A 22,112-nucleotide genomic window follows, 5' to 3' on the forward strand; every position below is an offset into this window, starting at 1 on the left:
AATTTAACACAGTTGATATTCGGGTGTACTCATTAACTGGATGGTTACCGACCTGATGTAGGCATCCCGGTTGTCACTGTCGATATATTTTGTTGCCACAGTATCTACACGGGCAGCATTTACCTGGAAGAGGTAGTTTGAAATCGTAGAAAAAATAGCTTCCCTTTTTACTTTTTCAAACTTGTCTACATACTGAGGCCAGTCGATCTTTGCATTGATCAATCCCGCACCGGCCACCGGCTTTGCGGGCTTTGCCTTTTGTTTTGCCGGGATATTGGCCATTCCATCGGTCTTTTGTCCCATCATGACATCATCGTCCTGCTTAGGCTTTACATTCATCTGGTCCTTATCATTAAATAATTGCGGAATCCGCAGCCGCATCATCAGCGTACTGCTATCGATCCAGGATCTGCCACCAGGCCATCCGGCTACATTGGGCGGGTACAGCAGCTGTTGCCCCAGAATGCGCTGCAGGTTCATGAGCGCGTTGTCATTATCCAGCCGCATTGGCACCATGCGCTGGATGCCGGCCAGTAATTCTATCGGCGATTTGATGCGGGCGCCGATATGCTTTTCGTCATAAAACCAGTCGGACGTAAAAATCCGTTCCATCAGTTTGCCAATATCATAATCCTTATAAAAAGCTTCCGAAAGCGCTTGTACCCGATCTTTATCAACCTCATCGTTCACAAAAAAGCGGTAGATTTTTTCAGTAATAAAAGTAGCGGTATGCCGCTTTTCCAGGATAATATCGAGGATATCATTTCCATCGAAATTGCCTTTTTTGCCCAGGAAATTCTTAACACCGTCATCGTGCTGTCTTTTATTGAAAACAAATGCTCCCCGGGGGTTGGCGGTCCAGCCGGTAAACGCCCGGGCGCCCTCCTTGATATCGTTTTCGGTATAATTTCCACGCCCCAGTGTAAAAAGCTCCATTACTTCCCGTGCAAAATTTTCATTGGGGTGACCTTTTTTATTTTGCTGGTTGTTCAGAAAATAAAGCATCGCCGCCGATTGCGATACTTCTTTCAGCAATACCCTGAAATCGCCCAATGCATTTTTCCGGAGGGTATGCAAGAAAAGCTGGTTGTAAAACAGGTTGCGGTTGCGGCAGGCAAAATGCCCATGCCAGAAATAAGCCATTTTTTCGCGCAGTTGTCCCGAACTGGCGATCATTTCCTTCAACCAATACAGGTTCAGATCCTTTACGGCTGCCTGTTGTTTCCTGTTCAGTATCCTGCGGTCATCCGCCGTCAGCCGCCCCCTTTTTCCGGGAGCCAGGTAGGATTCGTAAAGTTGCAGCAGATCATCGCTGGCGATATTGATATACCTGGGTTCCCCGGCCGATGCTTTTACCAGGGCCTTATAATATTCCTGCGGTGTATACTTTACCAGGTCCTGCAATTGTTCTACCGCCGGACCAAACCCCGCACGCCATAAAAGATGCTGATTTTTTATTTGACTGGAAGCCATCACAACCATTTTTACTATTGACCCCATACATTCTGAAAAGTTTAAATTACGTACCAAAAAGGTGCCGGGGGAATTTGAAAATGTGAAAATGTGAGAATTTGGAAATGGGGAAAATGGAATATCAGGTCTGAAAACCACCCTCGGCAAGCTCGGGCGGACGAACGTGAAACTTTATCCCGATCCTCTGGAAAACCTGGAACAATTATATCTTAGATTTGTAAAAAGGATCTTATGAGCTATCAGACGATTTTAACTTCCATTGAAGATGCGATCTTAACCATCGTCATTAACCGGCCGGATAAATTGAATGCGCTGAACCAGGTCGTGCTCGCAGAACTGGCGTTGATCATCGATGATTTTATTGCAGATCCGGCACTAAAGGCGGCGATCATTATGGGAAGCGGCGAAAAAGCCTTTATTGCCGGTGCCGACATTTCTGAATTCTCCGGGCTGGATACCGTTGCCGGTGTTGAACTTGCGCGGAAGGGGCAGCAACTGTTCAGCCGGATCGAACATGCACCCAAGCCCGTTGTTGCAGCGGTTAATGGCTTTGCTTTAGGCGGAGGTTGCGAACTGGCTATGGCCTGTCATTTTCGTGTAGCCAGTGAAAACGCCAAGTTCGGACAGCCGGAAGTAAACCTTGGCTTGCTGCCGGGATACGGCGGTACACAGCGACTGACGCGACTGATTGGTAAGGGAAGGGCCCTGGAACTATTATTAGCCGGAACCATGATCGACGCCGTTACGGCTTTTAATTACGGGTTGGTGAACCGTGTGGTACCCCAGGCTATGCTGCTCCCGGAAGTAAAATCGGTTCTTTCTGTTATTAACACAAAGGCCCCTCTCGCCATTGCCGCATGTATAGAAGCCGCCAATCTTGCAGATGCCCCGGGAAATGCCGGCTATGACAACGAAGCTGAAAACTTTGGCAAACTGATCGCTACCCATGATGCCCGGGAAGGGATTGCGGCATTTATGGAAAAGCGGAAAGCGGAATTCACCGGGAATTGAGTTATCAGCATTCAGCGATCGGTCAATTGTCGCCGGGACCGGAGATCCAACAACAAGTACTACAACGGTACCCAACCTGGAACTTTAACCCGATCCTCGGGAAAACCTGGAACGACTTTCAGCAATCAGTTTTCAGTTATCAGTCGATTACGTTCCGAATTCACGATCTGACATTAGGCACCGGGTAACAAACCGGAATCCAACCTGAAACCTTAAACCTGAAACTGGTTTTCCTCCTACAACTTCTCAAGGTATTTGCCCACATCAAATTTATTGGGTGCTTCCGGGTGATCGCTGAAGTATTGTGCACAGGATTCCAGCTGCTCTTTCAACCATTGCGTATAAGGTACGCGGTCTTTTCCATCCCATCCTGCATGAAAATAATCGCCGGTAAGAGAGCGGTAAAAAAGAAAGGGATCTTCTTTATCAAAGCTTCCGTAGCTATACCCTTGAATTTTGTAATAGGGCGATAATGCAGAAGGGCGGCCAACCATTTCAAACTGCAGCCGGGCCTGCTTGCCCTCCGCCTTCGCAGCAGCATTGGCATTCCGGATCTTTGACAGTACCTCCATCGCCCCCATCTCGTCCAGTATCTTTCGCTCCCCCGCTGTATATTTAAAGGGATAAGGAAGGAAGCCCCCATCCACAGGCAGATCCTTTTCTGTTTTCCGCTTTTTCATCAGCTGAACAGTTTTCCCCTCCCGGTTGATATAAAAGGTTTTTGCATTTGCTTTATACGCTATGGGCGGATGTTCAGGGTCCTTGCTGCGGTCCCAATAACAGCCATTGCAGGCCAATGCATACCCGTAGTTGAAGGGTGATACCCAGTCCCATTGCGGCCGGATGGCTACTTTTCCCTGCTCGTTTACAAATCCTACCTTTCCTTTCTGTACACAGCGGGCCAATCCTTCTTCAAAGTAATCGGGCCCGTTATCATAGGCCAGCGGCCGGTATAAAAAGGTTCCGCTACGATCGTACATACTTCCGAAGGAACCGGAGGCCCCGGTATAGTCATTAATAAAATCGCCAATAAAGATCAGGGAATCTGTGATGGGCTCGTTAAGATCCTGCGGCTCATAAACGGGATTGCCCAGGGGAGGAATGATTACCTTTCCCTTATCATCCTTCACCCCGATCAACGAATCTTTCGGATCCATAAAATAATAGCGCTGCCCCTGCGCCCGCAGCAACGCAGGAAGTGAAATGGCTATAAGGGTACAGGAACAAAACAGGATGCGCTTCATGCTTTTCTTTTTTTACACCGATTTTACATTTAAACCCGGACTGAAGGTAAATAAACTTTATTTACCAATACCTTTGCGGCAAGCGATGGGCAGACAACAAAGTCTGTTTGTAGTAGATTGTCATGCTGAACTTGTTTCAGAGTCTATTAACAGTCAGACTGCACTTTAGATGCTGAAACAAGTTCAGCATGACAGCAGAGACTTTTTGGCCAGCCCGTTGCAACTCAAACTTAAAAAATGAATATGGAGTACAGAATTGAAAAAGACACGATGGGCGAGGTGAAAGTGCCTGCAGACGCGCTCTACGGTGCACAAACACAACGCTCGATCGACAATTTTAAGATTGCCGCTGACATCAACCGGATGCCCAGGGAGATCATTAAGGCTTTTGCCTATCTGAAAAAAGCGGCTGCCATCACCAATACAAAAGCAAAAGTGCTTACCAAAAAAAAATCGGACCTGATCGGAAAGGTCTGCAATGAAATACTGGAAGGGAAATTAGACGATAGCTTTCCCCTGGTAGTGTGGCAAACCGGCAGTGGAACACAAAGCAATATGAATGTAAATGAAGTGATCGCCTACCGGGGGCACGTGATCAACGGCGGTCAGCTTACCGATAAAGAAAAAGTGCTGCATCCCAATGATGATGTCAATAAATCGCAAAGCAGCAATGATACTTTCCCCACAGCAATGCATATTGCGGCCTATAAGATCCTGATTGAAGTAACCATTCCCGGTATTGAAAAGTTAAGAGATACCCTGCAAAAAAAGAGCAAGCAATTTATGAAGGTGGTAAAGATCGGCCGTACCCACTTTATGGATGCCACACCTTTAACATTGGGTCAGGAACTAAGCGGGTATGTATCCCAACTGAATCATGGTCTGAAGGCCATAAAAAATACCCTTCCTCATTTATCCGAACTGGCTCTGGGCGGTACCGCCGTTGGAACCGGTATCAATACTCCTCCTGACTATGCAAAGAACGTGGCCGCAGAAATTGCAAAACTGACCAGGCTTCCCTTTAAAACGGCGGAAAATAAATTTGAGGCACTTGCTGCACACGATGCTATTGTGGAGGCCCATGGTGCGCTGAAAACCGTAGCGGTAAGCCTGATGAAGATTGCCAACGATATCCGTATGCTGTCCTCCGGTCCGCGCAGCGGCATTGGCGAGCTGTTTATTCCGGACAACGAACCCGGCTCTTCCATCATGCCCGGAAAGGTGAACCCTACACAATGTGAGGCGCTTACCATGATCGCTGCACAGGTAATGGGAAATGATGTAGCCATCAATATTGGCGGTGCCACCGGCCATTTTGAGCTGAATGTGTTTAAACCGGTAATGATCTATAATTTCCTCCATAGCGCCCGCCTGATCGGGGATGGCTGTGTATCCTTTAATGATAAATGTGCCGTGGGGTTAAAACCGATCGAGGAAAATATTAAAAAGCACCTGGATAATTCGCTGATGCTGGTAACGGCTCTTAATCCAAAGATCGGGTATTATAAAGCCGCGGAAATTGCTCAAAAGGCACATAAAGAAAATACCACACTGAAGGCAATGGCCGTTAAGCTGGGCTATCTTACCGACAAGGAATTTGACGAGTGGGTGATACCGGCCAAAATGGTGGGAAAAATTTAACGGAACCTGCCGTTGAGCAGTTTCTTGTAAGATACACCTCAACGGGAACCAGGCCTACCGCGATTTTTGCAAAGAGAAAACCGCCATAAGTGAAGGCGGTTTTCTCTTTATTGTTTGTATATTACTATCTTATAAGTTAGTCGTCTTTATTGCTTTCGAATAATTGAAGGTACCCTTCAAAAGCATACAATTTTCCTCTTTGCCCCCCGGTAATTTCTTTTATAATTTTTAGATCTACCAGCAGCTCAATCATTTTATAGGCAGTCCTCGGCTGTTTGTTAATTACAGCGCCCATCGTTTGTGCATTTAAGATCGGCTGCGAGTACATATAATTCACTACCTTATAGGCATCTCCGCTTCGTACACCCACATCCTTCAATTTTTGATCAATGGCCTTTTGTAATTGCAGGATACCATCAAATGTTGCAACTCCGCTTTTTGCCGTTTCGATGATGCCGGTAAGAAAAAATTTTAACCATTGATTGATGTCGTTATGCATACGTACCCGCATCAGGTTGTCATAATAAAGCATCCGGTTACGTTCAAAAAAATCAGAGAGATACAGGATTGGTTGTTTTAAAATGCCCTTGCTTACCAGGTAAAGCGTAATTAACAGGCGGCCAACCCTTCCATTTCCATCCAGGAAGGGGTGAATCGTTTCAAATTGGTAATGGATCAGGGCGATCTTCAGCAGATCAGGTAATGGATTCAATTCATCATTGGCAAACTTTTCCAGGTCACCCATCAATGCATCAATGGAGTGCTGTACCGGCGGCACAAAAACCGCATCATTAATGGTAGCGCCGCCGATCCAGTTTTGAGATCTTCTGTATTCTCCCGGTTGTTTATGGGTACCTCGTACGCCCTTCAACAACACCTTATGTGCTTGCCGTATGAGCCGGGAAGAAAACGGCAAGCTATGCAACAGCCCCACCGCCTCGTTCATGGCAGCGATATAATTTTGTACTTCTTCCCAATCGTCCCGCTTTTCATTGCCGATCTCCTCTTTGGGCAAAAAAGCCTCCTCAATATTGGTTTGAGTTCCCTCTATTTTAGAAGATTGTGTAGCTTCCTTGGCAATATGCATACGGATAAACAATTCTATATTCACGTATTCAGAATACATATCCAACCGGCCCAATTGCCGGTCTGCGCGGGACAGGAGCTGTAGCACCTGCATATCCGTTATTTCCCAGCTTCGATTGATGAAAACAGGCTGAAAACTTTTGTAATAACCCTGCTGTATATAGCTTCCTGCTTGAAATTGATCCATAAGTACAATGATGAAAAAATTATTGTACAAAAATACAATAAAAGTAAAATAACAAATGAGATTATTTTACTTTTTAGCAATAAAAGTAAAATAACAACTGGGATTATTTTACTTTTTGGAAGCTGTTTAAGTTTGATTGGTCAAATTTATGCAATAAGTCGCCCGCATTATTTTTTTAAACGCCTGCTTTTCTTTTCGTTCAGCAATTTGAAATAAGTAGCCTGAAACCGGCCGTTCACCACTTCGCCCTGAACCTCCGCCTTCCGCACCTTGTTGCAAAATCCATCTTTGGCGTGGGCATCTCCATGGTCATCAATAGAAGTGCCATCCACAAAATAGGATTTGCCATCGATCTTTATGGCCAGATCGCAGCTTTTCCCTTTCATTCCGAACTGGCATTCACCGCAGGCGGCCTCAACCACTTGTATTTTTTTTGATGGGTCCGGAGCTGTTAATTTAGACGCCCTCTGCCCCTGTGCTCCAAAAAACACCAGCGCAAGAAAAAAGGTAAAAATTGTAGTTCTCATTGGTACTGTATTATTCGGCAGACGATGCTTCACTTCCTGTATTATGAGCAACAGCATCACCGGCGGGGCTGGTCTGAGCCGTTCCGGCGACCTTCCTGTAGAATTTCTTTTGAAAAACGAGCAGCGCGATCACACCGGTAGAAATAGCCATATCCGCTATATTAAAAATGGGTGCAAAAAACTCAAAGGGTTGCCCCCCTACCCAGGGAAACCAGGAAGGGTAATGGGTTTTTACCATGGGAAAGTACAACATGTCCACCACACTTCCATGCAGGAAGGAAGCATATCCCTTGCCGCCCATTTTGGCTATGCCGTCATAGCCTATATAGTCGCCAAAAGCCGGATCAAAATGCAGGCCTTTATCAAAAATCATCCCATAGAACATACTGTCGATCAGGTTGCCCAGCGCACCGGCATAGATCAGGGCCACACAAATCATAAACCCCCGGGTATATTTTTCACGGGCAAACCGCACCAGCAGGAAGGATCCGAAGATGACGGCAGCCAGCCTGAAGAGGGTGAGGGTTACCTTTCCGGCCTCGTTGCCAAACTTCCAGCCCCAGGCCATCCCCGAGTTTTCGATAAAGTGCAGCCGCGCCCAGTTCATTCCAAAAATGCGGGTTACTTCTCCTATCGGATAGTGTGTTTTTATATAAATCTTGACCACCTGGTCTACCAATAAAACCAACAGTATGATCCCGATTGCTGTGCTTAATTTTCCTGCTTTCATGCGGAAGCAAATATACTTCGGTGAATTTAAAATAACCAATGTAAAATATCAAATGTAGCAGTAAAAGAGTATCCCGAAGGAAATTCAGCGCCACTGCTGCATTTTACATTCAATATTTTTAAAAATAAGCTGTTAGCCTAACCCCCAGTGCCACATAGTCCATATTATTGCGCATAAGCACCCTGCCGCTAAACTCCGGCCCCATATTAACAATCTTCTCATTAAAAGTATAGTTAAAAACCGGGTTCGAATAATGATAATCTGCATACCCGGTGGCCCCCAGCCGGCTGTTCAACTTATAGGTAAGCGCGCCACCCGTACTAACCCGGGAGGTATTGGAAGGCCTGTAAGCCGCCAGTTCCTGCTGGCCGCCCGGAGCATTCTGTATTTTTGATCTTACGGAAATAGTACCTCTCGATCCAAAAGAATAACCATAATGTGCTTTAAACATCATTTGCCAGCGATCAGCAATGTGCAGTGCATAATAGGGCCCTACGGAAATATTCCCGGCGCCGATCGACTGGGTCAGGAATTCAACATTGCGGTAAGCCGGGTCTTCTGCACCCGGTGTATAGAGCTGCGATGCGGTGATGGGAAAGCTTACAAATGAAAGATCGCCCCCAATACCCCAGTTCTTGTTCATAAACCAGGCGCCCTCCAGCCCGGCCTCAAAACCCAGCTTGGAGGATGCATTGATTTCCAGGTTTTTTACCAGGTTATGGGTAGCGTTGGCATATCCCCATTTGATAGCAAGGAACGAAGGGCTTGCGCCACCTCGTTTATACGGCAGGCTGTTCAGATTATCGCCTTTGTTTTTATAGATCCGGTCTATAAAAAAATAACCCAACTGGGTAGATAAGATACCGATGCCGGCACCGGCAAGAATATCCGGAAACCAGTGCCGGTTGTTCAACCCACGGGCAATGCCGGTGAATGTAGCGGTGCCGTATCCGGCAATACTGTATGAAGGATTTACCAGCCCGTATTCCTTGTGCATAAATGTAGCATTCGCAAACGCCATAGCCGTGTGACCAGAGGGAAACGAGTTTTTAGCTGTACCATCCGGGCGCTCTACTTTTGCGGTATATTTTATTCCATTTACCAGCACCCCCATTATGGCAACACTTGCCCCGTAGGAAAAGGCGCTGCGCAGCAGCTTGTTCCTTCCCTTAACCCCGGCAAACTTTAAACCAAAGGTGGTAGCAGCGGGAAGGTATTGCGCATAGTTATCGAAGGTATGCTTAAAACCGGGCAGGTAGCGGTTCCGCACTTCCCTGATGCTTTTCTTCTCACCCCAGGTAGCGGCAGAAGCGGCCAGGAACAGGGCCGGGGCAAAACCAATCTCCATGGCCTGTTTTTCAAAAAAAGGTTTCCGTTCCGGGCTCCGGAAAACACTGTCCAACATTTCCCGCTGCGCCTTTGCGGAAACTGCGCAATACAAACAGGCCAGGATCACAAAAACATGCTTTCCAAATAAGCTCATTCACATGGTTTTAAAGCAGGAGCAGCGGGATTTTGCCTTTTCATTCTTCGCATCCGGTTAGGGCAACACGCAATTTTCTGCTACGGCAATTGAAAGTTCCGGTCTTTTTAAGACCATTGCGAAAGTAGGGAAAATGATTTACCCTTCTCCATAATAAACCCGCGTTACTCTTTGCGAAATACCGGTCATGATCTCATAGGGAATCGTACCCGTCCACTCGGCCAGCTGCTGCACCGGTACGGGCGCACCAAAAACAATTACATCATCGCCCTCTTTTACACCCGGGATATGGGTAATATCAATCATCGTCATGTCCATACAAACAGTTCCTATTACCGGGGCCAGCTGACCATTTACCCACACTTTGCCTACGCCGTTGCCCAGCCGCCGCGAATAGCCATCGGCATAGCCGATCCGCAGGGTGGCGATGAGGGAATCCTTTTTGGCAATGCCTCTCCGGTTATAGCTCACCGTTTCGCCCTCCCGGATCTTTTTTACCTGGGAAACCGTTGTTTTTAAGGTGGCCACCGTCTGCAATGGTACCTCTGTATTACCGGATATGCCATACAGGCCGATGCCCAACCGCACCATATCCAATTGCAATTGGGGAAAACGCAATATGGCCGAGGTATTAGCTATATGTTTAATAAAGGAATATCCCAGCTCCGTTTCCAGCATACCGGCTGCTTCCATCAGAAGATCGAACTGCCGGAAGGTGAACGAATCCTCTACTTTGTCTTCGCTGGCGGCCAGGTGCGAGAAAACAGATTGCACCCGGAGCCATTCATTATCCTTTAAATACATGGCCAGGGCCGGCATATCGCTTACGGCAAATCCCGTCCGGTTCATGCCGGTTTCAACTTCAATATGAATGGGGTAATGTTTGAACCCGGAGTTCTTTACATGTTGTTCAAAAGCCCGGAGCAGTTCAAAACTAAAAAGATCCGGTTCCAGGTTATAATCGGTGAGCGCATCAAAGGCGCTGGCCTCGGTGTTTAATACCATCACCGGCATAGCGATGCCGGCTTTGCGGAGCTCCACGCCCTCATCGGCATAAGCCACCCCCAGATAATCTGCCTTATGAAGCTCCATTACACTGGCAATTTCTGCCGCACCGCTTCCATATCCAAAAGCTTTTACCATCGCCATGAGCTTCACGCCCGGCTTCAGTCGCTGTTGTATTGTTTTCAGGTTAAAGGCAACTGCATCAAGGTTAATTTCTAATACCGTTTCATGCACTTTCTGCTCCAGCAGGGTTACGATCCGCTCAAAGCCAAACCGCCGCGCCCCCTTTACCAATATATATTCATCATGGTATTGCGTGCTGTGAAATTTTTCAAGAAACTCCCTCGTGGATAAAAAAAAGGAACATTGCGGTAAGACATCCTGCGCCCCTAACCGTGAAAAAAAAGCCTGTATCCGCTCTCCAATTCCAATCAACCGGTTAACGCCATACCGCCGCAGCTGTTCCAGGATGGTATGATACAACTGCTGCGCATCACCGCTGCCTTCCGGGATATCCGAAAGTATGACTGTTTTTATTTTTCCCCGGGCCTGCTGCTGTAAAAATTCCAGTGCTACGGTTAAGGAGCCCAGGTCTGCACTGTAACTGTCATTGATCACAATACAATTGTTGATCCCCTGTTTGAACTCCATACGCATGTTTACCGGCTGCAATCCCTGCATACCGGCAATAATCAACGCGGGTTCTGTATGCAGCCAGCGCAGTACGGCTATGCAGGTGATGGCATTTTCGATGGATGCCTGGTCTGTAAACGGAATTGTTACTTCAAAGCGTGGCCCCTCCTTTTCCTTTATATAAAGAGCGGTGGAAGCTTCCTTTACCATTATACCCGTTACCTGAATGGCGTTATGCGCCTGTTTTCCCCAGGAAAAAAAAGTTGCGGGGTATGCGCGAACGCCCCGGGCAATCAGGGGGTGATCTCCATTGGCAATGATTACTTTTACGTGTTTGAACAGCTTTAGTTTCTCCGAAAGCTTTTCTGCCTCATTGCTGAATCCTTCACTATGCGCCGGGCCAATATTTGTTAGCACCCCAATGGTAGGCGCAATGATAGTTTCCAGCTTCTCCATTTCACCGGGCCGGCTAATCCCTGCTTCAAAAATGGCCAGGTTATTTTCTGCGCTCATCTGCCAAACGCTCAGCGGAACGCCCAGTTGAGAGTTATAGCTTTTGGGGCTTCTTACTATATTTTTATAGGGTTGCAACAGCTGGTACAGCCATTCCTTTACCACTGTTTTTCCATTGCTGCCGGTAATACCAATTACCGTTGCCGGGTGGCGGTGGCGGTGGGCCGTGGCTACCTGTTGCAGCGCCTGCAGCGTATCGCTTACGTGTAGAAAAACGGCATCGGGAAAGGCCGCTTCGTCAACCGGCTGGGCCACCACAAAATACCGCAATCCTTTTTTGTACAATTCCGGTATAAAAACATGCCCGTTGCGCTGCGGACCTTCCAGGGCAAAGAATAAGGATCTTGCGGGCGCCACCAGCTTCCGGCTGTCTGTAAGCAGCGTATCAACAATACCTGCGGGCGACCCTGCCGGCAGTTCCAGGCCCAGCAAGCCGGCAATTTCGTTTATGGAGTAGGGGTGGCCGGCCACAGTTATAAGTTTATGCTGCCGTCTTCTACCTCATCAGGAACGCCCTTTTTTTTCTTATAGATCGAAAAGAGGATACTTCCCACAATGCACAACACAATAATACCAAGCGAAATGCCTACCTGCTGCTGTTTGCTAAGCCATTGGTTGATCCAGTGCTCGCAAAGCATCTTAACGCCGATAAATACCAGCACGATGGCAATCCCCTGCTGGAGATAATCAAATTTATTTACAGCTCCTCTCAGCAGGAAGAACAGGGAGCGCAGACCCAGTACGGCAAAAATATTGGAGGTATAAATGATCATTGGATGCCTGGAGATGCCCATGACCGCCGGGATGGAATCCAACGCAAATACCAGATCGATGCCCGCCAGCATCAGCACCACCACAAAAAGCATGGTGTATTTCTTTTTCCCGTTTTCGATTACCGAAAACTTACCCCCCCCATCGTGTGGCACCAGCGGAATCACTTTTTTGATCCATTTGTAAATGGCATAATCATGGGGGTCCTTTTCTTGACCATCGCCCGAGGAAAACATTTTGATACCGGTATACAGCAGGAAGGCCCCAAAAATATACAGCACAAAATGAAAACGCTCTACCAGTGCCACGCCCACGGTTATAAATATAATACGGAACAGGATCGCCATTAAAATCCCCAGCAACAATACCCGCCCAAAATGTTTTTCTTTTACCGCAAACGATGAAAAAATAAGGATGAACACAAAGATATTGTCCACGCTCAGGCTCCACTCCATCAGGTAAGCGCTGATATACTCCAATGCAAGGATCTTACCATCTTCAAACCATACAAATGCAAAGAAGCACATGGACAGGCCTACCCAAAAAATGGTCTGGAACAGCGCCTGTTTAATCGTAACCACTTTGTTTTTTTTACTCATCAATCCCAGGTCGAAGATTAAAGCCAATACGATAACAATCCCGAAAACCAGGTAAGTGATCTGTTCTTGTGTCATTATTTGTATATTCTATTATTTGATTGTCGGAGGCGATTTAAACAGCAAAACTCTCTCCACAGGCGCAGGTCCTGGAGGCGTTGGGGTTATTGAAATAAAACCCTTTGCCATTCAACCCATCGGAAAATTCAAGGGTGGTATCTAAAAGGTAAAGCAGGCTCTTCATATCGGTAACCACTTTTATATCGTTATCTTCAAAAACCTGGTCCATTGGTTTTTGCTGGTTGTCAAAATCCAGCTTATAGCTGAGACCGGAGCAGCCTCCGCTTACTACGCTCACCCGTAAAAAATACGCATCCGCCGCCGCTTCTGTCTTTTTTTCGGCCAGGATCTCCCGGATGCGCGTTTTTGCGCTTTCGCTTACATAAATATTGCCGGGTATTGTATTTTTGATGGTTTCTGCCATTTTACCTGTTATTTAGAAGTAACGATAACAATATACCCGGCATAAATGTTCACGGCCGGGGTCACTTCTGCTATTACTTTGCAAAGATACTTTAGAAACAGGCTTTTGCCAAACCGGTAACAGGAGGCGTTTTGGGTGCGTAGCATTCTTACAAACCTCCCTGGAGTCAGGTTTCAACCGCAAGGTGCGCCAGGAATTCGCGAGGTTCGCAAGGATATTTAATAGTAACCCACCGTTGCGGGCATTGCATATTCGCCGCGTCCTTTGCGTTAAAAAAGGATTGTAAAAAATGTTATGCACCCAGCGTTTTAGCAGGATGTATCGTACTTTTGCACTTTATTTTGAAGTCTATGATATTACAGGATCTCTATAAAAAAGCAGCAGCGTTTGAATTTTTGAGTGCGGAAGAAGGCGTTTTTCTTTATCATCAGGCGCCTCTTTCGGACCTGATGCTGATTGCCGATGAGCTGCGGAAACAGCAGGTACCGCATGGAAAAGTTACCTGGCAAATCGATCGCAATGTAAATACCACCAATGTATGCATTGCCAACTGTAAGTTTTGTAATTTTTTCCGTATTCCCGGGCATCCGGAAGCTTATATTACGGATATGCCTACCTACCGGCAAAAAATTGAAGAAACGGTCAAATATGGCGGCGATCAACTGCTGTTGCAGGGCGGGCATCATCCCGAACTGGGTCTTCAGTTTTATGTGGATACATTCAGGGCCATAAAAGCCGAGTTTCCTGATATCCGTTTGCATGCCCTGGGGCCGCCCGAAGTGGCCCACATAACCAAGCTGGAAAAAAGCACCCATAAGGAAGTGTTGCAGGCGCTGAAGAATGCCGGCCTTGATTCGCTGCCCGGCGCGGGGGCCGAAATACTCATCGACCGGGTACGGCGTCTGATCAGTAAGGGGAAATGCGGGGCTCAGGAATGGCTCGATATTATGCACGAGGCACATAAGCTGGATATTACCACTTCGGCTACCATGATGTTTGGTCATGTAGAAACGATTGAAGAACGCTTTGAGCACCTGGTAAAAATACGGGAGGTCCAAAGCCGCAAACCCGAAGGCACTAACGGATTCCTGGCCTTTATTGCCTGGACCTTTCAGGATGTGGATACCCTGCTTACCCGGATACGGGGCGTGCACAACCTGACCACCGCAGATGAATATATTAAAATGGTAGCGCTAAGCCGCATCATGCTCCCCAATATCAAAAACATCCAGGCATCCTGGCTTACCGTGGGCAAACCCACCGCACAGGCATGCCTGCATGCGGGGGCCAATGATTTTGGCAGCATCATGATCGAAGAAAATGTTGTAAGTGCCGCCGGGGCTCCGCACCGGTTCACTTATAAATCAATTCAGGACGCTATCCGCGAAGCGGGTTTTGAACCACAGCTCCGCACACAGAAATACGAATGGCGCAAGATACCGGAGGCTATTGTGGAGCAGGTGGTTAATTATTAGACCTGCAAACCTGTGAGTTTTTGAACCGCCGGTTAAAAGCCTCACAGGTTCGCTAAAAACAAAATACTATGGACCAATCCTCTAAGAGCGTGATGATCGTTGGCGGGGGTTTCGCCGGCGTAGCCCTGGCTAAGAAGCTTAACAACCAGCCGGGGTTTGAGGTAACACTGGTAGACAGTAACAATTACAACTTCTTTCCCCCGCTGCTGTACCAGGTGGCCACCGGCTTCCTGGAACCCTCCAGCATCAGCTACCCCTTCCGGAAATTTTTAAGAGGTAAAAAAAACATCCGTTTCCGGATGGGTGCGCTAAAAAAAGTGCTTCCCGGTGAAAAGAAAATCGTCCTGTCAAACGGAACCCTGAACTATGATATACTGGTGCTGGCAACCGGCGCTACCACTAATTATTTCGGAATGGAGCAGGTGCAGCAGAACGCGATTCCCATGAAAACACTCAGTGATGCACTGGCCATGCGGAATACGCTTTTGAACCGGCTTGAAGAAGCATCCCGCACTACGGATCTCAATTATAAAAGAAAACTGGTCACTTTTGTTGTGGCTGGCGCCGGTCCTACCGGGGTCGAAATATCGGGCATGTTTGCCGAAATGCGCGCTACCATTATCCGGAAAGATTATCCGGACCTGATTGGGAAGAACCTGGGCGAAATATACCTGGTAGATGGCGGCGATGCCGTATTAAAACCAATGTCGCCCAACGCGCAACAGTACTCTCAAAAATCGCTGGAAGCGCTGGGTGTACACGTAAAGCTTAAAACAACGGTAAAGGATTTTATAAACGATACGGTGTATTTATCCGATGGCAGTACGATCGAAGCCCGCAACCTGATTTGGGCAGCGGGTGTTGCTGCCAAAACATTTGAAGGTATACCGGCAGATTGTTATGGGCGTGGCAAGCGCCTGATAGTAAACGCGTATAACAAAGTAGAAGGGCTGGAAGATGTATATGCGATCGGCGATACCTGCCTGCAAAACACGGATGCTGCATTTCCCAATGGCCATCCCCAGGTGGCGCAGGTAGCGCTTCAGCAAGGCACCAACCTGGCCAAAAACCTGCTGCATCCACAGCAATTAAAGCCCTTTACTTACGTAGACAAGGGGTCAATGGCCATCATCGGGCGTAACAAAGCCGTAGCCGACCTAACCAAACCCAAAATGCGTTTTGGCGGTTTCTTTGCGTGGATGATATGGCTGTTCATCCATGTAATGTCCCTACTTACTTTAAAGAACCGGCTTCGCACATTAACCAACTGGGTTATTGCCTATTTTAGCAAAGACCAATCCTTCCGGATGATCATCCGGCCGCAGGACCGGGAGGAAACTGTTTAAGGTTTGAGGTTTAAAGTTTCACGTTAGATCCGGTTTTATGCTTGATTTAAGACGCAGGATTTTAGATGCTGGATACCAGATGTCTATCGTCTAATATCAGCTATCGTCCAACGTCTATAGAATAGAGACCGGAAAAAAGACCACGGAGCAGGAACGACATCTTCATTTTCACATTTCCACAACCTGTCCCGCTCTGCGGGATTCTCAAATTTTCAAATTCAAAAAAATAATTCCGTATATTAAGGCATGATTGAAAGCAGGCTTTTACTGATCCTTACCATGCTCTTTGTGATTACCCTGCTCACGATGCTGGGTAATAAACTAAAGATCTCCTACCCGATATTTTTGGTGATTGCCGGCCTTGCCATCAGCATGATACCCGCCGCGCCCGACATAAAAATCGACCCCGATATTGTATTCCTGATCTTCCTGCCACCGGTTCTTTTTTCCGGAGCCATGCAAATGCCCTGGGCCGAATTCTGGAAACTCAAAAGACGTATTGCCATGCTGGGTTTCGGGTTGGTTTTCTTCACATCTACCATCATTGCATTGCTTTCAACGGCATTGATTCCGGGATTTACGCTGGCGCTGGGTTTTGTATTAGGCGGCATCATTTCGCCGCCGGATGCAGTAGCCGCCACCTCTGTATTAAAAGGATTAAAAGTGCCCCGCAATGTGGTAAACCTGCTGGAAGGAGAAAGCCTGGTCAATGATGCGTCCAGCCTGATCGTGTACCGCTTTGCATTGCTTGCGGTTGTCTCCGGCCAGTTTAGTGTCTGGACAGCCGCCAAAAGCTTTTTTATTGTTGCCGGAGCAGGCCTACTGATCGGCTTAGCCATTGCTTTCCTTATTTACCTGATTCTTCGTTTTTTTCCCACTACATCGGCTATAGATTCGGCCTTTACCCTGCTGTCGCCGTACGTGATGTACCTGGTGGCGGAACATTTCAATTGTTCGGGCGTTTTATCGGTCGTAGCTGGCGGTTTGTTCCTGAGCTACCACACACCCCGGATGCTGGGCTACCAGTCAAGGATCAGCCTGGCAGGAGTATGGGATACGCTTACGTTCTTACTCAACGGGTTCATCTTTATTCTTATTGGCCTTCAAATGCCTTTTATCGTTTCCAATTTTACAAAAAACACCGTTAAGGATGCACTGGGTTACGGACTCATCATCAGCTGCGCCGTGATCCTCATTCGCATTGTATGGGTATATACCTCCAATTATATACGGGTAGGGGTCAAACGCCGATGGGCGCCGGACACACCGGTACCCACCAATAAAGAAACTTTTTTGGTAGCCTGGTGCGGTATGCGCGGGGTTGTATCGCTGGCAGCGGCACTGGCGATCCCGTTTTATGTAAAAAACAATGTGGAGTTTCCTTACCGCTACCTCATCCTGTTCATCACTTTTGTAGTTATTATTGTTACGCTGGTGCTGCAGGGGCTTACCATATCGCCGTTAATACGATTGCTGAAGATCCGGGATGCCGCCGAGGATCAGCGGAATGCAGAAAACCAGCAGCTGAAACTACGGATGGCAGAGTTATCCCTGAAATATATTGATGTAAATTATAAAGACGAACTGGGCCAGAGCGAGCCTTTTTTACTAACCCGCAACCGGTACCGCCACATGATTGACGCCGCAAAACAAAAGCTGGGGCTGCAAACCAACGATGGCGATACCGTAGATGCTTCCATACCCAGGTTCCGGCAACTACTGCTGGAGCTGATTGATGTAAAACGCGATGAGTTGATGAAGTACCGGGTAAACGGGACCTTTAATGAAGAGCTTATTAAGGAAAAGGAATGGGAGCTGGACCTGGAAGAAGCCCGCCTGCGCAGCCGCGGGGGGTAAAACAGTTCCAGGTTTAACGTTCAAGGTTTCAGGTTCAATTTGAAAATATGAGAATGTGAGAATGTGGGAATATGGAAATAAGAGCCGGGTATTGACGATATTTTCATATCTTAATAGGTTTGTCGAAATCAGAAATCAGAAATCAGCCTGAATGCGATAATTTTGCAGGCATGGCAATACGCATTTTTATAACCGGCGGAACTTTTGACAAGGAATATAATATGCTGAATGGTGCGCTTTATTTTAAAGACACACATTTACATGAATTGCTGGAAGAAGGACGCAATACGGTTCCGGTGGAAATTCGTACCCTTATGATGGTAGACAGCCTGGAGATGACTGATGAAGACCGCGAACTGATCGCCTATCAATGCGAGCAGAGCGAAGAAACACAGATCGTGATCACCCATGGCACAGATACCATGTCGGTAACGGCGCAGTTGCTGGCAGAGCGGATAAAAAATAAAACCATCGTACTGACAGGCGCCATGATCCCTATCAAATTTGGCAGTTCCGATGGACTGTTTAACCTCGGCAACGCCCTTGCTTTTGTTCAGGCGCTGCCGCACGGCATTTATGTAGCTATGAATGGCCGGTATTTTAAAGCAGGTCATGTGCGTAAGAACCGGCAAACAGGGGTATTTGAGGAAATCGGATAAAGCCGGTTATTTATTCTACCTTCCGGAAACGGTATCCACACCCTTCCACGCAGGAAAGGCCCCACAATTCCAATGTGTCTTTGGATATACGAAGACTGAAAAAGGCGGTATCCTGCCTATTGGCAGGCACCAGGTATATAACCGTGGGGCGGAACCGGGCAGCGGTTCCTGCTGCTCCTTTTTTTGACACCTGTACATCGGGCCAAAACATCCAAAACAGCGGTTTATCTCCATCTATTTCATAAGAAGAAGAATCCCTAAACGTCAGCACCGCCCCGTTATCTATCTTTCCCCAGTCAACCGGTACCCCCGGTGATATCCTGGTTTCAGATAATTTCCAGGAGCCAACCGCTGCATCGATCTTGACACCAGGGTTGGTTGTATTACCAGCAGGCTTTGTATTGCTATCCTGGGGGAGGGTAACATCGTCCGGATTCACCGGATTTTTGTTTTCTTCACTTTTTGAGCAGGCAACAATGGCGATGCCTAGCATTAAGGCCAACAAAATTTTCCCATTTTTCATACATTAATTTTGGGTTCATATCAAAAGTACGCTTTTCCTGCAATATAAATCAGATCCGTATTATCCGCCTCAGGCATACAAACAGATCACCCCGTCCCTACTAAATCACTCCTTTTTTATTCTACAGTTAACGCCGTCCGCAACCGGATATCCGCTGATGAAGCGCCGATCATGATACTGAAATTCCCGGGCTCCACTACCCATTTCATCTGCTGATTCAGCAACTGCAATAATTCCGGGGTAATCAAAAAATCAAGTTCCTTTGTTTCTCCGGGCTTTAGCGGCACCCGCTGAAACCCCTTTAAGGCCAGCACCGGTTGCGCCAGTGATGCCAGATCATCGCGGATATACAGCTGCGGCACCTCGTCCCCCGCTACTGTCCCCGTATTTTTTACGGTAAACCGCACCCGCACCGAATCGGAAATGCCGATGGTCTTCCGTTCCAATCGAAGGTTGCCGTATTCAAATGTGGTGTAGCTCAACCCGAAGCCAAAGGGAAACAACGGGCGACCCGACAGGTTCTCATAATCATCACCGCGACCCGTGGGCTTATGATTGTACACCAATGGCAACTGGGCCTCATGCATAGGAAAGGTAACCGGTAAGCGCCCACCGGGATTATAGTCACCCAAGAGCACATCGGCTACGGCATGGCCCCCTTCCTCCCCTGGATACCATACCTGCAGCACTCCTTTTACAGCCGGCAGCCAGCTGCTCATGGTAATGGCACTTCCACCCACCAATACGACCACCACCGGCTTCCCCGTTTTTGCTACCCGCTGTATCAACTCCTCCTGCCTTCCGGGGAGCGATAACATGGCGCGGTCTCTGAATTCTCCCTCTTCGATGCCTGCGGCAATGACCACCGCATCTGCCTTTTCTGCAACAGCCACGGCTTCCCTGATCCTGGCTTCCCGGTCATCTGCCCCCTGCAAAACCAGCTGCAGTTTTCCGTTACCCACCGGCTCATAGTATTCCACCTTCAGCTTATATGTTTTTCCTTTTACAAAAGAAACCGGGACAAGCAAGGTTCTGAAAGACTCTTTTTTCCAGTTATCAATAACCAGGCGGTCATCAAGATACAAACGGAAACCATCATTGCCACTTAGCCCCACCTGGTAGCTGCCTGAAACATCCGGCCGTATCAGCCCTTCCCAGCGTACCGCGTAAAAATCCTGCTTTAACTTTGGCGAAGGGCGCGAAAGGGTCCAAAGTTTATTGATCTCCGCATCCACACCCCTATCCACGGGTTGCCCGGAGAAGTTGATCTGGTTAAAGACGCCAAATTGCAACCCCTGCTTTAAAGCAGTCCCTTCATAATGCCACAGGAAGTTCGCCGGAAGAGGCTTCCAGGCCACATCACTCCGGCCCGGCCCCGGCGCATAGGTGATGGCTGTAGCTGCCCCCGCTTTTTTCTTTAACCCTTCCAGCATAGATATCTTATGAATACCGGGGCCGCTGTATCCACCCAGCCGGGCTTCGGTGGCATCGGTGCCAATTACGGCAAGTGTGCGGACCTGCTTTGAAAGCGGAAGGATCTTGTTGTCATTTTTGAGCAGCACCATCGATTCCAGCGCAGCCTGTTTGGCTACCTGCCGGTGATCGAAATTCTGTGCCGCTTTCTTTTCATCCACATAGGGATGGTCAAACAATCCCAGTTCAAACTTCGCACGCAGCACCCTTGTCACGGCATCATCGATCCGGGCCTGGCTGATCTTCCCATCATAAAAATGCGGGTCAAACAATTTATAATGCTGGTAGTCCGTCTGGAAAATAACATCCAACCCGCCATTAATGGCCTGGGCGCCGGACTCCGGGTAGTCTTTGGCCGTATGATGCAATACCAATGTTCCACCGGTTGCCCCGGCGTCCGAGATCACAAAGCCTTTAAACCCCCATTGCTCTTTAAGTTTTGTATTCAGCAGCCAGCTGTTTGCGGTACAGGCTGTGCCGTCCAACGAATTATAGGCCGTCATTACCGACCGGCTGCCGCCCTTCTCAAAACAGGCTTTAAAAGGCAGCAAATGGGTTTCCTCCAGATAACGCTCTGTCCAGTGAATGGGGTAGCTGTCGCGCCCCCCATCGCCTACATTTGCCACAAAATGTTTGGGTGTGGTAATGATGTTCTTTTTTTCAAAAGAACTTACAAACACCACGCCCATTTGTGAAGTAAGAAACGGATCTTCGCCATAGGTTTCTTCTGTACGCCCCCAGCGCACATCCGAAGCCAGGTTTACCACTGGGGTCAGTATTTGCCGGATGCCCCGCTGCAGGGTTTCATCCGCAATGGCATTGGCTACCCGGCGCATCATCGTTGTATCAAAAGTAGCGGCCAGCCCGATAGCCTGGGGAAAGGAGGTAGCATCGCTGCGCACCAGTCCATGCAAGGCCTCATCAAAAAACAGCAGGGGGATCCCCAGCCGCGTTTGTTCCACAAAATATTTTTGAATGCTGTTGATCTTTTTTACAAAAGTCAATGCATTTACGGAGCCCTGGTTATAGCTCAGCATTTGCTGGGCCGCCTCTCCCGCACCCGTTGTGGCGGCGCTTACCTGGAAGCCAAATAATCCATTCTTATACTGGCCCGGCGCGGCCTTATCCAGGTCGCCGGGGATCATAAACAATTGCCAGAACTTTTCCTGCGGCGTCATGCGGGAAAGGAGATCCTGTACACGGGCTTCGATGGGGAGAGAAGGGTTGCGGTAGGGTTGGGCTTGATTTTTACAAACCGTCAAAACAAAAAGTCCAATGAAAATATATTTCATCCTCTGGTATTTTTAAACCATTAATAAAAAACCGCTACTTAAATAATAGCGGTTTGTGGTGCAAGATTTTTAGGGGGAGCGAAAAATATGCAGCTATTGTAAA

17 protein-coding genes are annotated in these 22,112 nt (G+C 47.8%); 6 read left to right on the forward strand and 11 right to left on the reverse strand.

Annotated elements, in window-relative coordinates:
- Positions 1-3: 3 nt before the first annotated feature.
- Entirely contained in the window at positions 4-1,473 is a 1,470-nt protein-coding gene (locus GGU45_RS06270) for a DUF1800 domain-containing protein (RefSeq protein WP_435223015.1), read from the reverse strand.
- A 231-nt stretch (positions 1,474-1,704) separates the two neighbouring features.
- On the opposite strand from GGU45_RS06270, the gene GGU45_RS06275 reads away from it, so the two are divergent.
- Complete coding sequence (locus GGU45_RS06275) at positions 1,705-2,484, forward strand: enoyl-CoA hydratase/isomerase family protein (RefSeq protein ID WP_435223017.1); 780 nt, start codon at positions 1,705-1,707, stop codon at positions 2,482-2,484.
- A 236-nt stretch (positions 2,485-2,720) separates the two neighbouring features.
- On the opposite strand, the gene GGU45_RS06280 is transcribed toward GGU45_RS06275, so the two are convergent.
- Positions 2,721-3,728, reverse strand: coding sequence for a WG repeat-containing protein (locus tag GGU45_RS06280; protein ID WP_435223019.1), 1,008 nt, complete (start codon positions 3,726-3,728; stop codon positions 2,721-2,723).
- 243 nt (positions 3,729-3,971) lie between these two features.
- Between GGU45_RS06280 and fumC the strand changes: the two genes are divergently transcribed.
- The gene (fumC, locus tag GGU45_RS06285; protein ID WP_435223020.1) at positions 3,972-5,369 is read left to right on the forward strand and encodes a class II fumarate hydratase; all 1,398 of its coding nucleotides are present in this window, start codon (positions 3,972-3,974) and stop codon (positions 5,367-5,369) included.
- A 136-nt stretch (positions 5,370-5,505) separates the two neighbouring features.
- Here fumC and GGU45_RS06290 read toward each other — a convergent pair whose 3' ends face one another.
- From GGU45_RS06290 to GGU45_RS06320, 7 genes are all read right to left on the reverse strand, one after another.
- Positions 5,506-6,642: a Fic family protein gene (locus GGU45_RS06290; RefSeq protein ID WP_435223022.1), complete on the reverse strand. Its 1,137-nt coding sequence runs from the start codon at positions 6,640-6,642 to the stop codon at positions 5,506-5,508.
- A gap of 167 nt (positions 6,643-6,809) precedes the next feature.
- The gene (locus GGU45_RS06295; RefSeq protein WP_435223024.1) at positions 6,810-7,169 is read right to left on the reverse strand and encodes a DUF6370 family protein; all 360 of its coding nucleotides are present in this window, start codon (positions 7,167-7,169) and stop codon (positions 6,810-6,812) included.
- A gap of 10 nt (positions 7,170-7,179) precedes the next feature.
- On the reverse strand, positions 7,180-7,899 hold the full coding sequence (locus GGU45_RS06300; protein ID WP_435223026.1) for a lipoprotein signal peptidase: 720 nt from the start codon (positions 7,897-7,899) through the stop codon (positions 7,180-7,182).
- A gap of 118 nt (positions 7,900-8,017) precedes the next feature.
- Complete coding sequence (locus GGU45_RS06305; RefSeq protein ID WP_435223028.1) at positions 8,018-9,382, reverse strand: phosphatase PAP2 family protein; 1,365 nt, start codon at positions 9,380-9,382, stop codon at positions 8,018-8,020.
- A gap of 138 nt (positions 9,383-9,520) precedes the next feature.
- A complete protein-coding gene (locus tag GGU45_RS06310; RefSeq protein WP_435223030.1) occupies positions 9,521-12,004 on the reverse strand; it encodes a bifunctional UDP-N-acetylmuramoyl-tripeptide:D-alanyl-D-alanine ligase/alanine racemase in 2,484 nt (827 codons plus the stop codon).
- Between the two features lie 2 nt (positions 12,005-12,006).
- Positions 12,007-12,978 carry a TerC/Alx family metal homeostasis membrane protein gene (locus GGU45_RS06315; RefSeq protein ID WP_435223032.1) on the reverse strand — a complete coding sequence of 324 codons (972 nt, stop codon included), beginning with the start codon at positions 12,976-12,978 and terminating at the stop codon, positions 12,007-12,009.
- A 37-nt stretch (positions 12,979-13,015) separates the two neighbouring features.
- Entirely contained in the window at positions 13,016-13,384 is a 369-nt protein-coding gene (locus GGU45_RS06320) for a HesB/IscA family protein (RefSeq protein ID WP_435223033.1), read from the reverse strand.
- 350 nt (positions 13,385-13,734) lie between these two features.
- On the opposite strand from GGU45_RS06320, the gene mqnC reads away from it, so the two are divergent.
- From mqnC to GGU45_RS06340, 4 genes are all read left to right on the forward strand, one after another.
- A complete protein-coding gene (mqnC, locus tag GGU45_RS06325; RefSeq protein WP_435223035.1) occupies positions 13,735-14,859 on the forward strand; it encodes a cyclic dehypoxanthinyl futalosine synthase in 1,125 nt (374 codons plus the stop codon).
- Between the two features lie 68 nt (positions 14,860-14,927).
- Complete coding sequence (locus tag GGU45_RS06330) at positions 14,928-16,205, forward strand: NAD(P)/FAD-dependent oxidoreductase (RefSeq protein ID WP_435223037.1); 1,278 nt, start codon at positions 14,928-14,930, stop codon at positions 16,203-16,205.
- A 246-nt stretch (positions 16,206-16,451) separates the two neighbouring features.
- Positions 16,452-18,062 (forward strand): Na+/H+ antiporter, encoded by a 1,611-nt coding sequence (locus GGU45_RS06335; protein WP_435223038.1) that lies wholly within the window; start codon positions 16,452-16,454, stop codon positions 18,060-18,062.
- 170 nt (positions 18,063-18,232) lie between these two features.
- A complete protein-coding gene (locus tag GGU45_RS06340) occupies positions 18,233-18,721 on the forward strand; it encodes an asparaginase domain-containing protein (RefSeq protein WP_435223040.1) in 489 nt (162 codons plus the stop codon).
- A gap of 10 nt (positions 18,722-18,731) precedes the next feature.
- On the opposite strand, the gene GGU45_RS06345 is transcribed toward GGU45_RS06340, so the two are convergent.
- Both GGU45_RS06345 and GGU45_RS06350 read right to left on the reverse strand, forming a co-directional pair.
- Positions 18,732-19,244 (reverse strand): hypothetical protein, encoded by a 513-nt coding sequence (locus GGU45_RS06345; RefSeq protein WP_435223041.1) that lies wholly within the window; start codon positions 19,242-19,244, stop codon positions 18,732-18,734.
- A 116-nt stretch (positions 19,245-19,360) separates the two neighbouring features.
- Positions 19,361-22,009, reverse strand: coding sequence for a glycoside hydrolase family 3 C-terminal domain-containing protein (locus GGU45_RS06350; protein ID WP_435223043.1), 2,649 nt, complete (start codon positions 22,007-22,009; stop codon positions 19,361-19,363).
- Positions 22,010-22,112 lie beyond the last annotated feature (103 nt).

Source organism: Niabella hirudinis, assembly GCF_051201075.1.
In the GTDB taxonomy this organism is placed as follows: domain Bacteria; phylum Bacteroidota; class Bacteroidia; order Chitinophagales; family Chitinophagaceae; genus Niabella; species Niabella hirudinis.

Bases quoted from the DNA above. Each gene is read 5' to 3' on its own strand.
- GGU45_RS06270 (WP_435223015.1), bottom strand. From the start codon at position 1,473: ATGGCTTCCAGTCAAATAAAAAATCAGCATCTTTTATGGCGTGCGGGG.
- GGU45_RS06275 (WP_435223017.1), top strand. From the start codon at position 1,705: ATGAGCTATCAGACGATTTTAACTTCCATTGAAGATGCGATCTTAACC.
- GGU45_RS06280 (WP_435223019.1), bottom strand. From the start codon at position 3,728: ATGAAGCGCATCCTGTTTTGTTCCTGTACCCTTATAGCCATTTCACTT.
- fumC (WP_435223020.1), top strand. From the start codon at position 3,972: ATGGAGTACAGAATTGAAAAAGACACGATGGGCGAGGTGAAAGTGCCT.
- GGU45_RS06290 (WP_435223022.1), bottom strand. From the start codon at position 6,642: ATGGATCAATTTCAAGCAGGAAGCTATATACAGCAGGGTTATTACAAA.
- GGU45_RS06295 (WP_435223024.1), bottom strand. From the start codon at position 7,169: ATGAGAACTACAATTTTTACCTTTTTTCTTGCGCTGGTGTTTTTTGGA.
- GGU45_RS06300 (WP_435223026.1), bottom strand. From the start codon at position 7,899: ATGAAAGCAGGAAAATTAAGCACAGCAATCGGGATCATACTGTTGGTT.
- GGU45_RS06305 (WP_435223028.1), bottom strand. From the start codon at position 9,382: ATGAGCTTATTTGGAAAGCATGTTTTTGTGATCCTGGCCTGTTTGTAT.
- GGU45_RS06315 (WP_435223032.1), bottom strand. From the start codon at position 12,978: ATGACACAAGAACAGATCACTTACCTGGTTTTCGGGATTGTTATCGTA.
- GGU45_RS06320 (WP_435223033.1), bottom strand. From the start codon at position 13,384: ATGGCAGAAACCATCAAAAATACAATACCCGGCAATATTTATGTAAGC.
- mqnC (WP_435223035.1), top strand. From the start codon at position 13,735: ATGATATTACAGGATCTCTATAAAAAAGCAGCAGCGTTTGAATTTTTG.
- GGU45_RS06330 (WP_435223037.1), top strand. From the start codon at position 14,928: ATGGACCAATCCTCTAAGAGCGTGATGATCGTTGGCGGGGGTTTCGCC.
- GGU45_RS06335 (WP_435223038.1), top strand. From the start codon at position 16,452: ATGATTGAAAGCAGGCTTTTACTGATCCTTACCATGCTCTTTGTGATT.
- GGU45_RS06340 (WP_435223040.1), top strand. From the start codon at position 18,233: ATGGCAATACGCATTTTTATAACCGGCGGAACTTTTGACAAGGAATAT.
- GGU45_RS06345 (WP_435223041.1), bottom strand. From the start codon at position 19,244: ATGAAAAATGGGAAAATTTTGTTGGCCTTAATGCTAGGCATCGCCATT.
- GGU45_RS06350 (WP_435223043.1), bottom strand. From the start codon at position 22,009: ATGAAATATATTTTCATTGGACTTTTTGTTTTGACGGTTTGTAAAAAT.